Source organism: Picosynechococcus sp. NKBG15041c (assembly GCF_055380235.1).
In genome coordinates, this window is the sequence record NZ_AP040363.1 from 1807669 (window position 1) to 1820619 (window position 12951).

General features: G+C 49.9%; 12 protein-coding genes. 8 read left to right on the forward strand and 4 right to left on the reverse strand.

Features of this window, described 5'->3' with window-relative positions; translation table 11 throughout:
• Positions 1-28: 28 nt before the first annotated feature.
• Both ACZ45B_RS08710 and ACZ45B_RS08715 read right to left on the reverse strand, forming a co-directional pair.
• Positions 29-580, reverse strand: a complete 552-nt coding sequence (locus ACZ45B_RS08710) for a DUF2062 domain-containing protein (RefSeq protein ID WP_024545827.1) — start codon at positions 578-580, stop codon at positions 29-31.
• Positions 581-642: 62 nt separating this feature from the next.
• Complete coding sequence (locus ACZ45B_RS08715) at positions 643-963, reverse strand: 2Fe-2S iron-sulfur cluster-binding protein (protein ID WP_024545826.1); 321 nt, start codon at positions 961-963, stop codon at positions 643-645.
• A gap of 207 nt (positions 964-1170) precedes the next feature.
• Between ACZ45B_RS08715 and ACZ45B_RS08720 the strand changes: the two genes are divergently transcribed.
• Both ACZ45B_RS08720 and ACZ45B_RS08725 read left to right on the forward strand, forming a co-directional pair.
• Entirely contained in the window at positions 1171-1347 is a 177-nt protein-coding gene (locus ACZ45B_RS08720) for a hypothetical protein (RefSeq protein WP_164494892.1), read from the forward strand.
• A 65-nt stretch (positions 1348-1412) separates the two neighbouring features.
• Positions 1413-2414 (forward strand): zinc-dependent alcohol dehydrogenase family protein, encoded by a 1002-nt coding sequence (locus ACZ45B_RS08725; protein WP_024545825.1) that lies wholly within the window; start codon positions 1413-1415, stop codon positions 2412-2414.
• A 17-nt stretch (positions 2415-2431) separates the two neighbouring features.
• Here ACZ45B_RS08725 and ACZ45B_RS08730 read toward each other — a convergent pair whose 3' ends face one another.
• Complete coding sequence (locus tag ACZ45B_RS08730) at positions 2432-4162, reverse strand: ABC transporter ATP-binding protein (protein ID WP_024545824.1); 1731 nt, start codon at positions 4160-4162, stop codon at positions 2432-2434.
• 133 nt (positions 4163-4295) lie between these two features.
• Here ACZ45B_RS08730 and ACZ45B_RS08735 point away from each other — a divergent pair, with 133 nt between their 5' ends.
• The 6 genes from ACZ45B_RS08735 to ACZ45B_RS08760 all read left to right on the forward strand — a co-directional run bounded on the left by ACZ45B_RS08735 (position 4296) and on the right by ACZ45B_RS08760 (position 11853).
• Positions 4296-5501 carry an aspartate aminotransferase gene (locus ACZ45B_RS08735; RefSeq protein WP_024545823.1) on the forward strand — a complete coding sequence of 402 codons (1206 nt, stop codon included), beginning with the start codon at positions 4296-4298 and terminating at the stop codon, positions 5499-5501.
• Between the two features lie 371 nt (positions 5502-5872).
• A complete protein-coding gene (locus tag ACZ45B_RS08740; RefSeq protein WP_024545822.1) occupies positions 5873-6505 on the forward strand; it encodes a hypothetical protein in 633 nt (210 codons plus the stop codon).
• Positions 6506-6803: 298 nt separating this feature from the next.
• Positions 6804-6983: a DUF433 domain-containing protein gene (locus tag ACZ45B_RS08745; RefSeq protein WP_051352925.1), complete on the forward strand. Its 180-nt coding sequence runs from the start codon at positions 6804-6806 to the stop codon at positions 6981-6983.
• Between the two features lie 198 nt (positions 6984-7181).
• Positions 7182-8357, forward strand: coding sequence for a TRC40/GET3/ArsA family transport-energizing ATPase (locus tag ACZ45B_RS08750; RefSeq protein ID WP_024545821.1), 1176 nt, complete (start codon positions 7182-7184; stop codon positions 8355-8357).
• A gap of 232 nt (positions 8358-8589) precedes the next feature.
• Positions 8590-10569: a flotillin family protein gene (locus ACZ45B_RS08755; protein WP_024545820.1), complete on the forward strand. Its 1980-nt coding sequence runs from the start codon at positions 8590-8592 to the stop codon at positions 10567-10569.
• Positions 10570-10674: 105 nt separating this feature from the next.
• Complete coding sequence (locus tag ACZ45B_RS08760) at positions 10675-11853, forward strand: S-layer homology domain-containing protein (protein ID WP_038027879.1); 1179 nt, start codon at positions 10675-10677, stop codon at positions 11851-11853.
• Positions 11854-11920: 67 nt separating this feature from the next.
• Here the strand turns inward: ACZ45B_RS08760 and ACZ45B_RS08765 are convergent, their stop codons facing one another.
• Positions 11921-12646: a biliverdin-producing heme oxygenase gene (locus ACZ45B_RS08765; RefSeq protein ID WP_024545818.1), complete on the reverse strand. Its 726-nt coding sequence runs from the start codon at positions 12644-12646 to the stop codon at positions 11921-11923.
• Positions 12647-12951 lie beyond the last annotated feature (305 nt).

A 12951-nucleotide genomic window follows, 5' to 3' on the forward strand; every position in this document is an offset into this window, starting at 1 on the left:
CCGGCTGTATTTATGTCAGCCCGTGGTTTTATTTTTTGCAAAAATGCTCCTTTGGGGGCTGGGGGGATTGTTGTCGTTGGGCTTGGCGAGCAGCCCGGAGTGATCGCCAACGGTACATCAACCAGAGGGAGAGAAAATATGCCCCCACTGCCAAAGCGAATCCTACCACCGCACAACCGATGAACAGGGTGCTAATGAAGTTGATCCCTGCGACGCTGAGTTCTGACCAGGACTCCAATTGGGTTTCATCAAAACCCGTTGCCTGACCGAGGAAAACCTCTCCCACTTGGAAGTTGAAATAAAAAATCGGTACATAGGTGAAGGGATTACTCACCCAAGTGCCCGCTGCGGCAGTGAGCTTATTGCCTTGGATAGTTGTGGCCAACAGGAGACCAATAATCGTCTGTAGGCCAAAGAGGGGGAAGCTCCCGGCAAACACTCCGCAGGCCCAGCCCCTGGCGATCGCCTCCGGGGTCCCTTCCTGGCGAATCACTTTGATATACCAATACCGCAGCCAACGGCGCCAATGGGAACGCGGATCTCTAGGATATTTGCGAAGCAAGGGTTTCACAGTGACCATGGAAAACTCAGCTAAAAAAAATGGGGAAAACTTCCCCGGACTGCTTGCGATTAGCGAAGGACTTAGGCACTCTTACCAAACTGGCGATCGTAGACCATTTCTTCCTTATCTGATTCTAGCTTGACATCGGAGCGGGGGTAGGCGACACAAAGGAGCGCATAGCCTTCGTCTTGCAGTTCTGGCGAAAGACCAATGCCCTCTTCTCGGCTGACACTCCCTTCGGTGATCAATGCGGCACAGGTGGTACAAACCCCAGCACTGCAGGAAGTGGGGAGATCGATATTGTTGGCGTGGGCAGCATCAAGGATCGTTTGATCGTCTGGAACGTCGATGGTGTAGGTGTTGCCACGGTGTTTAATCTCAACTTTATAGGTGGTGGTCATAGGGGCGTTGATCGTGATGATTGAAAAGTGATTCTGGCTAAATATTCTAAGGGATTGCTGCCCGTATTAAGAAATGTCGCTAAATCTAAACCTTAATTGCGTCGGTGCTGGTGGTCGAAAGTTCGGGTGTTAATTTGAAGGGCGAAATTCCCTTGGGAAACTTCTTTTTAAAACCCTCAAATTACACAATTCCAGGTATTAACTTTTATGTATAACGGCAATACAAAAAAAGACTATATCCAAGCGGGTCTCGTGGCTGGTTTAGGGGCTGGGGTGGCGACATCCTTCGCGGTGGGCCAAGGGCAACATCCGGCGATCGCCCTGGCAATTACCTTAATGGCATCTGGGTTTGCGATGCTTTGTCACCGCTACGACTTGATCTAATTACCTTGACTAAGACTTTATAAATAAAATAGAGCCATAGTAATTCACAGTTTCAGAGATTAATCATGCAGGCGATCGCCATGGCCACAGCGGGAACGCCCGACGTTCTCCAACTGATTGAGATGCCGCAACCGCAGATCACGACCCCCCACCAAGTCTTGGTAAAGCTCCAGGCGGCGGGGGTCAATCCTATTGATACAAAAGTCCGCAGTCGGGGCACGTTTTATGATGATCCTCTCCCGGCGATCCTCGGTTGTGATGGGGCCGGGGTGATTGAGGCGCTCGGGAGTGACGTCGAAACTTTTCATGTTGGTGATGCGGTCTATTTCTGCGATGGCGGCCTCGGTAAAGCAGGCACTGGCAATTACGCCGAATATGCGGTGGTAGATGCCCGCTTTATTGCGAAAAAACCAGACAATTTATCCTTTGCAGCGGCGGCGGCAGCGCCCCTGGTGCTCCTGACGGCCTGGGAAGCATTGGGCGATCGCGCGCGGTTGCAAGCCGGCCAAACGGTGCTGATCCATGGCGGCGCTGGCGGGGTGGGTCACGTAGCGATTCAACTGGCCAAACTCTGGGGCGCGACGGTTTTTACCACGGTAAGTACCCCCGACAAAGCAGAATTAGCAAGGCAGTACGGTGCCGATGAGGTGATTTTTTACCGCGATCAAGATGTCCCAGAAGCGATCCATAATCTGACAGAGGGGGTTGGCGTGGACGTGGCCTTTGATACCATCGGTGGCCGGATCTTTTGGGAGAGTGTGCCAGCGGTGAAAACCTATGGGGATTTAGTCACGATCCTCGAACCGGATTTTCAGCTTGGGAATTTTCAGCAAGCTAGGTTAAAGAATCTCCGGATTAGCCTAGAGCTGATGCTCACTCCTATGCTCACTGGGGATGTGGCAGCCCAAATGCACCAGGCGGAGATTCTCCGACAATGTAGCGAACTATTTGAACAAGGAAAACTCAACATTCATCTCAGTCAAACCTTGCCTTTAGCCGAAGCTAAAAAAGCGCATCAACTCATCGAGCAGGGTTCCACCACTGGCAAAATCGCCTTCACAATTTGACCTAACAGCGGTAAGTTTTAAGCAAACTGCTGGGCGTGGAATTGGGCATAGCGGCCCTGGAGGGCGATCAACTCCTCATGGCTGCCGGATTCGATAATTTCCCCTTGATCCAAAACCAGAATGCGATCGCTGCTGCGGACGGTGGCGAGACGGTGGGCAATCACAAATACGGTGCGGTCTTTCATAATCCGCTCCAAGGCTTCCTGCACCAGGGCTTCGGATTCGGCATCGAGGGCGGAGGTCGCTTCATCGAGGATCAAAATACGCGGATTGAGCAACACCGCCCGGGCGATCGCCAACCGTTGCCGTTGGCCCCCAGACAGGTTCACCCCCCGCTCTCCCACATAGGTGTGATAGCCCTGGGAAAATTCCGAGATGAACTGGTGGGCATTGGCAATTTTCGCCGCCTTCTCCACCGCTTCAAAGTCAATATCCGTTTGACCGAAGGCAATATTTTGGGCGATCGTCCCGGAAAACAGCACCGTTTCCTGGGGGACAATGCCGATCTGTTGGCGCAGACTTTTGAGCGTGACGGTACTGGTATCAACACCATCGATGAGGATTTTGCCCGCCACCGGATTATAAAAACGGGGCAAGAGATTCACCAGGGTTGTTTTTCCCGCCCCCGACGAACCCACCAGGGCAATCATTTCCCCCGGTTGCACCGTTAGATTGATATTTTTAAGAACGGGTTTATCTGCTTTATAGGCAAAGGAAACATTTTGATAGTCCACTTTCCCCGTGACGGCAGGCAAGATCTGAGCATCGACGGCTTCAATAACCGTTGGTTGCACCGCCATCAGTTCAAATACCCGGTCAACGGACGCTTCCCCTTCTTTAAATTCGTTGAAATTACTGGTGGTAATTTGAATGGGGTCAATCAGTAGGGCCACCGCCGCCACATAGCTGACAAACTCTGCCGCTGTTAGATTCCCCTGGGCAATCTGCCAGCCCCCCAGGAAAAAGAGAAAGATGATCGCCATCGCCTCCAGGAAGCCCACCACCACAAATTGCAGAGCTTTGATCTGGGCGGTGCGAAACTTGGCACGGCGGTTCTGTTCGGCTTCTTCGGTGAAGCGTTGCAGTTCATATTCTTCGGCGGCAAAGGCCTGAACAAGACGAATCCCGTTAAATACTTCGGTGAGCAATGACGAAAGATTAGAGGTGCGGGTCTGGCTCCGGCGGGAAAAATCTAGCAGTCGTTCCCCAAAAGAACCGATCAAGACTGCCATCAAGGGGCCGATAATTAATGCCGCTAGAGTGAGCTGCCAGTTGACATAAAACATATATCCCAGCACGACGATCAACTGGAGAATGCTGGGGACAAACTGCTGGAAAATTTTGTTAATGACTTCCCCGACCCGGTCTACATCTTCTGTGAGGCGATAGGACAAATCCCCCGTTTTGGCCCCCTCAAAGTAGTTCAAACTGAGGCGATGGAGGTGGCGATAAACTTCGGTGCGCAGGCGCAGGGCAATATGTAATGCTGCTTTGGCCATGAGGGTGTCTTGGCCATATTGCACCGCACCGCGAATCAGGAAGATAATGGCCCCTTGACCGGCTAATTTCAAAATGCCTTGGATATTGCCCGCACCAATGTCATTGGCAATGTCCCCGGCAAGAATGGCGAGGATTGGCCAAAAAATCGTAAAGCCAATGGTGCAGAGGAGGGCTTGGGCGATCGTCAACCGCTGGAACTGGAGGTAGGGCAGCAGATGGAAATAGCTAGAGCGGGGGGAGGGTTTCAAAGCAGTGGGTAGCAGAGGGTGAGCAGACCTATGGTACGCGAATTCGGCGGCAATTCTTTAAGGAAAAATACATCCAAGGGACTATCGATGGGATGATGGTAGGCTATATCTTTACCTTTTTTTTCCGGCATCGATGAGTGTAGATTGGATTACGAGAGCAGATCGTCTCAGTGCTTTACCGCCCTATGTGTTCGCCCGGTTAGATGAGCTCAAAGCCAGAGCGCGGGAACAGGGCATCGATTTAATTGATTTGGGCATGGGGAATCCAGACGGGTTCGCCCCCAGAGAAGCCATTGATGCGGCGATCGCCGCCTTTGAGACGGCCCAATTTCATGGTTATCCGCCCTTTGAGGGGACTGCCAGCTTTCGGAATGCGATCGCCACTTGGTACAACCGCCGCTACGGAGTTGAGCTGAATCCCGACAGTGAAGCCCTACCGCTCCTCGGCTCGAAAGAAGGTCTCGCCCACCTCGCCCTCGCCTACATCAATCCGGGAGATACGGTGCTGGTGCCGAGTCCTGCCTATCCGGCCCATTTTCGCGGCCCCCTCATCGCCGGCGCAAATATCCACGAAATTATCCTCAAACCAGAACAGGATTGGGTGATTGACCTCAGCACCATCCCAGAGGATGTGGCAAAAAAGGCAAAAATTCTCTATTTCAACTACCCCAGCAACCCTACCACCGCCACAGCGCCTCGGTCTTTCTTTGAGGAAGTGGTGGAATGGGCACATAAATATCAGGTGATGCTCGTCCATGACCTGTGCTATGCCGAGCTTTCTTTTGATGGTTACAAGCCCACCAGTTTGCTCGAAATTCCTGGGGGCAACGAAATCGGCGTGGAATTTCATACCCTCTCGAAAACCTACAACATGGCCGGCTGGCGCGTTGGTTTCGTCGTCGGCAATGCGGACATTATTCAGGGTCTGCGCACCCTCAAAACCAATCTAGACTACGGCATTTTCTCAGCGATCCAGAAGGCCGCCGAAGCAGCCCTCGGTTTGCCCGACAGTTATATCCAAGGGGTCCAGGAACGCTACCGAGAACGGCGTGATGCGCTGATCGAAGCTCTCGGGGAAATTGGCTGGAATATTAAACCGTCTAAAGCGACGATGTATCTCTGGGTTCCCTGTCCGCCGAGCATGAACTCCACGGATTTTGCCCTCTATGTATTGCGAACCACCGGAGTTGTTGTTACCCCAGGTAGTGCCTTTGGAGCTGGTGGGGAAGGCTATGTGCGGATGAGTTTGATCGCCCCAGTTGATCGGCTCCGTTATGCGATCGCCCTTTGGAAAAAAGCGGGCATTCACTTCGATATGCCGGCCCCAGAAAACCACTAAATTCATAGTAGTTTTGGGATGTGTCCTCAACTTTTTTAGAAAGTTGAGGATTTTTTGTGGCCAGAGATCACCAGATTCATCATCCGAAAGAAATAGATAAAGCTCAAAATGTAACATCGAAATTTTTTCTTTATGACACGACTCATATGGCGAAGTTGTATCAAGCAAAGCACTTCATTAAGCAGTGGTGACTCTGAAGGCTTATTCATTATCTAAAATCACAAAAACCCGATATCATACTTGTCACATAAATGTCATTAAGTTTTATCTCTTGACGATAGCTCACCTTTGAAAAAATACGGTAGTATTTCACGTAAATGAAGTGATTATATCGCAACCTGCAGAGTGACTCCTGATTGGCTTATCTGAATATGAAAGATCGTCCTATTATAGAGGCTACACTGGAAAATGTAGAAGCCCTTATTGATATCCTCCTTGATAATGACATTCTAAAAGGCATACCGGTTGTTGGTACAGCAATTAAGTGTCTAAAAGGTGCAGAAGACATTCGAGATAGGCTATTTGCTGCAAAACTATCAAGCTTCCTTAAATCTCTTGAAAATGTAGGACCTGAGTTAAAAGAAAAAATACGTCAAAGAGTGGCTGAAGATCCCGATCAATCCAGGAAAGTCGGAGAGACAATCTTATTAGTAATCGATCGCTTAGCTGATTTAGAAAAATCAGATATAATCGCTAAAATTTTTATTGCATATGCGTTTGGTTATTTGAAACCCAATGATTTTCAACGAATTGTTCAAGCTGTTGATCAAGCATTCATTGCCGATCTTAAACTATTTTTGGCATCTCACAATTTACTAAAAAAAGGACTATCTCAAGAAGTTTTTCTTCAGGCTTTATATCCTTCAGGTCTAACAGAAATTGTGGGAGGTAAAACTTTTGATACGGCTGGTGAGATCTATTTTAAAGTCTCAAAATTAGGTAACCAATTAATTAATGCTTTTAATCATGGCAATAAGCTTAGCCAACAAGACAGATGTACCTAACCGGAAATAACTAAGGGGTTTACCATTAAAGTTTGTGCCAGCTCGAAATGCCTGCCGCCGGTAGGTGATCCACGGCGTTAAAAATTTAATTGAGATTAATATTTGGGCAAAAATCATTATGTGTTTTCTCTTGTTAATAACGATCGCCCTTCGTTTTCAGAAGTCAATAGGCGATCCAGACCAAACTTATTATGTGTTCAGAACTAGGTGGGCGATCGCCGAAAAGAATGCTTTACCTCGACAGACTCAAAATCATTCATCATTGAAACAACAACAGCTATTGAGACCGAATCTATACATGTCGCTTTTACTAAAGAGAATTACGATTAATCCCCGGCAATGTGGTGGTCGCCCCTGTATGCGAGGGATGAGAATTCGGGTATCAGATGTGTTGGATCTGTTTGCAGTAGGTCTAAGTGCAGAAGAAATTCTGAAAGAAATGCCTGATCTTGAGGCTGATGATCTGAAGGCAGTGTGATCGGTGGCCACTAGCTGAAGAGGTCACATCAGTATATTTGCCATCCCACGATTGAACTATTGAAGATTCAATCAGGCGATCGCCCCCTGTCCCTGCCCTTCGCGGCCGCTAAAAGTCGAGCCATAGCGAAAACCCGAGGCAATGGGAGATAATCAGTAAAGAAATGTAAAAACCTCTCAGCAAAGGACAAACGCAACCATGCGCGTAATTTTAATGACGGGAAAGGGAGGCGTCGGCAAAACCTCTGTCGCGGCAGCTACAGGACTCCGCTGTGCCGAGCTGGGCTACCGGACTCTCGTCCTCAGTACCGATCCGGCCCACTCTTTGGCCGATAGCTTTGACATAGATCTGGGCCACGACCCCATCGAAGTCAAGCCAAACCTCTGGGGCGCAGAACTCGACGCCCTGCGGGAACTAGAAGGCAACTGGGGCGCGGTGAAACGCTACATCACCGAAGTGCTCCAAGCGCGTGGACTGGACGGTGTCCAAGCAGAAGAACTGGCGATCCTCCCTGGCATGGATGAAATTTTCGGGCTGGTGCGGATGAAACGCCACTACGACGAAGGCACTTACGACGTCCTAATTATTGACTCCGCTCCCACGGGTACAGCTTTGCGTCTATTGAGTCTGCCAGAAGTAGGTGGCTGGTATATGCGCCGTTTCTATAAACCCTTGCAAGGGATGTCCGTGGCGCTGCGTCCCCTCGTTGAACCCATCTGGAAGCCCCTGACGGGTTTTTCCCTACCTAACAAAGAGGTGATGGATGCGCCCTATGAATTTTACGAGCAGATCGAAGCCCTCGAAAAAGTATTGACGGATAACACCGTTACCTCCGTGCGCCTCGTCACTAACCCAGAGCGAATGGTGATCAAAGAATCCCTGCGCGCCCATGCCTATCTGAGCTTGTACAACGTTTCGACGGATATGGTGGTGGCCAACCGGATTATCCCCGATAGCGTCAATGATCCGTTCTTTGCCAACTGGAAGGAAAATCAGCAGGGCTATAAACAGGAAATTTATGATAATTTCCACCCTCTCCCCGTGAAGGAAGTGCCCCTTTATCAGGAAGAATTGTGTGGTTTGGCCGCCCTGGAACGGCTCAAGGAAACCCTCTATGGCGATGAAGATCCGACCCAGGTCTATTACAAAGAAGACACGGTACGGATGGTGCAAGGGGATGGGGGTTATAGTCTGGAACTCTATCTACCCGGCATTCCTAAAGAGCAAATCCAGCTCAATAAAACCGGTGATGAGCTGAATATTCGCATCGGGAACCACCGCCGTAATCTGGTGCTGCCCCAAGCCTTGGCAGCCTTACAACCATCCGGTGCAAAAATGGAGGAAGATTTCCTCAAGATTAAGTTTGCAGCTTAACGGATCTCCAATAGTCCAATAAATCTAATTAAGCATCAGTGGTCTTTGCGCTCCCTAGAAAAATAAACCTAGGGAGCTTTTTTGTGTAAGGGTCATCCCAAGGAAGATGACGGAGAGACCACCCGATTCTAGGCAGATTATTTTTGGTAAATATTCTTGCGTAAGCCGGCCTATTCTCAAGGAGCCTAGGCACAATGAAAACAAACTGCCCCTTGCCCTAGGATCTGTTCCCATGAAGTTTTGGTTTACGTTTCTACAATCCTTGCCCGAACTCAGTACCACCGACTTTGAATCCCTCAACCGAGATACCAAAGTTGAGCGCCCCGATACATCCCAAAATAGCCTCACCACCAGTTCTCTCACCGGAGCCACCGTGACGCCAGCCCAACTCCCCTTGGGGGGAGCGTTAATTTTTCCAGGGATTCTCGTCACTCTAATTTTTCTCTTTTTGATGAGTATTTGGGCATATACGAGGGTCTATGTCATTACCCCTAATAACGAGGCCTTTGTGCGCACTGGGGGCGTCATTCGCAAGAAAAAAACAGTGATTCTCAATGGTGGCTGTGTTGTGCTGCCTGGCTTCCATGAGCTCACCAGAGTACCCCTACGGGAAATTTCCATTGACGTGGAGCGGACTGGCAATTTGGCAGTGCGGACCCAGGACTATCTCCGGGCGAATATGCGGGTCACGTTTTATGTGTGCATCAACGCCAACGAAGAGGATGTACTGGTTTCTGCCGCAAGACTGTCTAAGCAGGGACGCATTTCGGAAGTAGATATTAAAGAAGCCCTCGAAAAACGGGCCGATGATGCCATCCGGGCGGCGGCGAAACGTAAAAGCATCGCCGAAATTGACTCAGATAAATTGGGCTTTGCCGATGAGGTTTTAAACCTCATCCAACAGGACCTCAAGAAAGTGGGCTTGACCCTCAACAACATCGCCATTTCTGAAATCGAAGAAAGCGATACCTATGATGAAAATAATTTCTTTGATGCCCAGGGGGTACGCTTGCGGACAGAAACCATTCAAAAATCCATCAAGCAAAAATTGGATGTGGAATTAACGGTTCTCAAGGAAAAGCGGGAACTGGAACTGAATACAAAGGTGGAAATCGAGGAACGGGAGCTGGCGGCGGAACAAAAATCTCTCAAGTTAGCCAAGGCGAAAGAGGAAGCAAAATTAACCCAAGTAAAGGAAATTGAGTTTCTCAAGGCGCAGCAGGCCCAGGAGATCAAAGCTTCTCAGGATCAAGAGCTGGCTAAAATCGAGCGGAACCGGATTCAACAGGAGCAGGCGGTCGAGGAGGAAAAAATTCTCCAGAAACTCTCGATCCAGCAGAACCAAATTACGGCTGATATTACTCTAGAGCAGCAAAATAAAGCCCTAAAAATTGCCATGGCTGGGGCAGAGGAAGAGGCACAAATCGCCCAACAACAGGCGGCGATCGCCATTGCGAATAAAGAGAAAGAACGCCTGGCCGCTGAAGCGGAGCGGATCCAAGCTGAAGAGGCTGTGGCCACTGCGAAAGCCGTTGAACAGGCCAACCGGGAACAACGTCTGGCGATCATTGATGCAGAAAAAGATGCGAACCAGAAGCGCATCGCTGACCAAAACGTGGTGGAAATCGATGTGTTCCGGCGGCGACGTCAGGCAGAAATTGCGCGTCAAGCAGCGGAACTGGAAGCAGAATCAATCCGCACCCTCGCCGAGGCAAATCGCTATAAGGCTTTAGCGGAGGCCCAGGGAAAACAAGCTCTCATTGAGGCCGAAAATGCCCTGAGTAATGCCAACCGTGCTGCGGAATTAATTAAGCTGCTATTGCCGACGATCGCCGACCAACTGCCGGAGATGATGCAGGCCCTGGCCCCCCAACCCGGAGTCCTGGGAGATGCGAAAGTCTTTGCTTTTCCGGGGAGTAATGGCGAGGGGAGTGGTCTCGGTGAAATCAATAAATTACTGCTGTCTACCAGTGGTTTATCTCTGATTAATGGCCTCCTGGAGGAAGGAAAACTGGGGAATTTGTTGGCCCAGGTAAAAGGTTTCTTGCAGGATAACAGAGCGGATACTAGCCAGAATGAGATTTTGCAAAATGTCGAAACCCTGTTGGCAGATTTGCAAAAAAATGCGGCTAATCCTCAGGGAAAAACAAATATGCCCCCCACAACCTTCGTGCCTCTCCCGAAAAATCTAGACAGTTCTGAGGGAGCTTGATCTCGCGCTGAACCCAAAAGGCGATCGCCAGCAGTCTGATTGCGCCAACTCCAGGAAGTAATAAGCTAGGATCACAGACGATGTGAATTTAGCGGAATACTGGGCGTGCAATACAGTTGGCAAAAATTGGGGCTTTTATGTGGATTACTCATTTTTCTGGGCAGTTGTGGGGGGAGCCTAGAAAACGTTTTTGCTCCAGACCCAAGCCTCGTGGAACAACAGGAACAATCAGACAGCGGTGACGGCGCAACGACCGCCTTGCCGACAGATTTTCCGGAGGAAATCCCCCGTTATCCCGAGGCCCAACTCCTCCAGGTAGAAGGGAACCGTACCACCTGGGCGATCGCCGACAATGTCCAGAGCCTCGAAGCCTTTTATCGCCGCGCCTTTGCCACAGAACCCTGGGAAATCATCACAGCCCCCGCTCCAAACCCCAATGGCCTGTTGGCAATTACTGCCCGCACCCCAGACCTGGAGGTGACCCTTTCATTATCAGAAAGTGCGTCCCCAGCGACCAATGACTCTGAGCAGGCGGTGACGGGAACAACCTTTGTACTGAGTTACCGTCGCCTCGGGGCCGAAACCCCCACCACTCCCGACCCAGCACCGCTAGATAATGCTGATCTATCTGCCCAAATCCAAGATCTCATTGCCCTAGATATTTTTACGGCCTCAGAATTCCAGGCCAATGAAATCATCACCCGGCGTCAATTCGCCCGTTGGCTCCTCAAAGCCCACAATGCCCTCTATGGCGATCGCCCAAACCAACAAATTCGCCTCGCCAACACCACCAGTACCCCCCTCTTTACGGATGTGTCTGCGAACAATCCAGACTTTCCCTATATCCAGGGACTCGCCGAAGCTGGAATTATTCCGTCGAATCTCACCAACGAAACGGTCACCACCTTCCGCCCCGATGCCCCCCTCACCCGGGAAACCCTAATCACCTGGAAAGTCCCCCTCGATCGCCGCCAAGCCTTACCCCAAACAAGCCTCGAAAACATTGCCGAAACCTGGGGGTTTCAAGATGCCACCCAAATCGATACCAGGGCCCTCCAAGCCCTCTATGTCGATTTCCAGAACGGTGACCAAGCCAATGTTCGACGGGTATTTGGCTATACCACCCTTTTTCAGCCCCAGAAAAACGTCACCCAACAGGAAGCGGCGATCGCCCTTTGGTATTTCGGCTACCAGAGTGACGGCCTATCTGCAGCGACTGTCCGACAAAATAATCAGACCGAAAACCAAACCGAAACCACCCCCAGTGAAACCCCCCCGCCCTAAAAAAATTCCTTGGTCTCTGCGCTTTAGAAACCAAGGAAGGTATTTTTGAGGTTTAGATGGAAACTTACTAGTTGCTGGCGGGAGACAAATCAGCGCCATCGGTGCTGCCCTTGGTGCGGCGGCGGGTCAAGGTATTGAAGAGCATTACCCCGATCGCCTTTACAAGATTTCCTTCCAGCTCTTTGAACATATTCATGTTCATCCCAAAGGCGTCATTGGCCTCCTGGACAATCTGTTCGGCCATTTCTGCCGACACATCCAAGCTATTCATCGCAGCCCGGTACTTGTCCTTAAACGCTTTCTCGTCGGCAATATTGTCAAATTCGTAGAACGCTGTCCCATCCCCATCAAGGTTCATGGCGTTTTGGGCAATTTTCTTCAGAATCTGCCCCCCAGAAAGGTCCCCTAGATAGCGGGTGTAGGAGTGGCTCACCAACAGTTCTGGAGTGGTCTGGGCCACCGCATGGATGCGGTCTACATAGGCTTGACCAGCAGGGGTGATTTTTGCTTCCGTTTGCCAATTGGGGCCGAAATAGTAACGCAGATCTGTTTCCAGACTCTGTTTGCGGTTTAGCTCAGGAAAATAAATCTGGGAGACGACGGGATGATCCTTGAGACGCTCCATCTCTTCCTCCATCGCTGAGTAGACAAAATAAAGATCGGCCACCAGCTTCCGATAGGATTTTTTCTCAACAACTCCCTTGAGGAAGCATTTCACGAAGCCGACATTTTCTGCCATCGTGTGGGAAGTCTTGGTTCCCTCTCTCAACATTGTTGCTAGGTTAGCGACCATAGAAATAAGTCCCTTGCTCTTACTGAAAATGAATTAGGTATTAAAAGGATTGTTAAAGAAAGTTAACAAAATTAAAAAGCTGCTCAGTTTCGTAGGTTAGCTGTTTTTTGGGGTTTGTGCTATTAAGTTTTTTTACGAGATTTTCCACAAGAAAATTCGTCGTTCGCAACGGTTCCGGGTGAGTCCCAGAGAGGTTTCGGCGTGATTCCTGGTGATTCGCCATTGATGGGTATATTTTACGAAACTTAAAGAAATCAAGGCGATCGCCAAATCCCGAAAAATTGTCAATGAATTAAAAAAAAGCC

Coding starts and splice junctions, on each gene's coding strand:
- ACZ45B_RS08710 (WP_024545827.1), bottom strand. CDS start 580: ATGGTCACTGTGAAACCCTTGCTTCGCAAATATCCTAGAGATCCGCGT.
- ACZ45B_RS08715 (WP_024545826.1), bottom strand. CDS start 963: ATGACCACCACCTATAAAGTTGAGATTAAACACCGTGGCAACACCTAC.
- ACZ45B_RS08720 (WP_164494892.1), top strand. CDS start 1,171: ATGTATAACGGCAATACAAAAAAAGACTATATCCAAGCGGGTCTCGTG.
- ACZ45B_RS08725 (WP_024545825.1), top strand. CDS start 1,413: ATGCAGGCGATCGCCATGGCCACAGCGGGAACGCCCGACGTTCTCCAA.
- ACZ45B_RS08735 (WP_024545823.1), top strand. CDS start 4,296: ATGAGTGTAGATTGGATTACGAGAGCAGATCGTCTCAGTGCTTTACCG.
- ACZ45B_RS08740 (WP_024545822.1), top strand. CDS start 5,873: ATGAAAGATCGTCCTATTATAGAGGCTACACTGGAAAATGTAGAAGCC.
- ACZ45B_RS08745 (WP_051352925.1), top strand. CDS start 6,804: ATGTCGCTTTTACTAAAGAGAATTACGATTAATCCCCGGCAATGTGGT.
- ACZ45B_RS08750 (WP_024545821.1), top strand. CDS start 7,182: ATGCGCGTAATTTTAATGACGGGAAAGGGAGGCGTCGGCAAAACCTCT.
- ACZ45B_RS08755 (WP_024545820.1), top strand. CDS start 8,590: ATGAAGTTTTGGTTTACGTTTCTACAATCCTTGCCCGAACTCAGTACC.
- ACZ45B_RS08765 (WP_024545818.1), bottom strand. CDS start 12,646: ATGGTCGCTAACCTAGCAACAATGTTGAGAGAGGGAACCAAGACTTCC.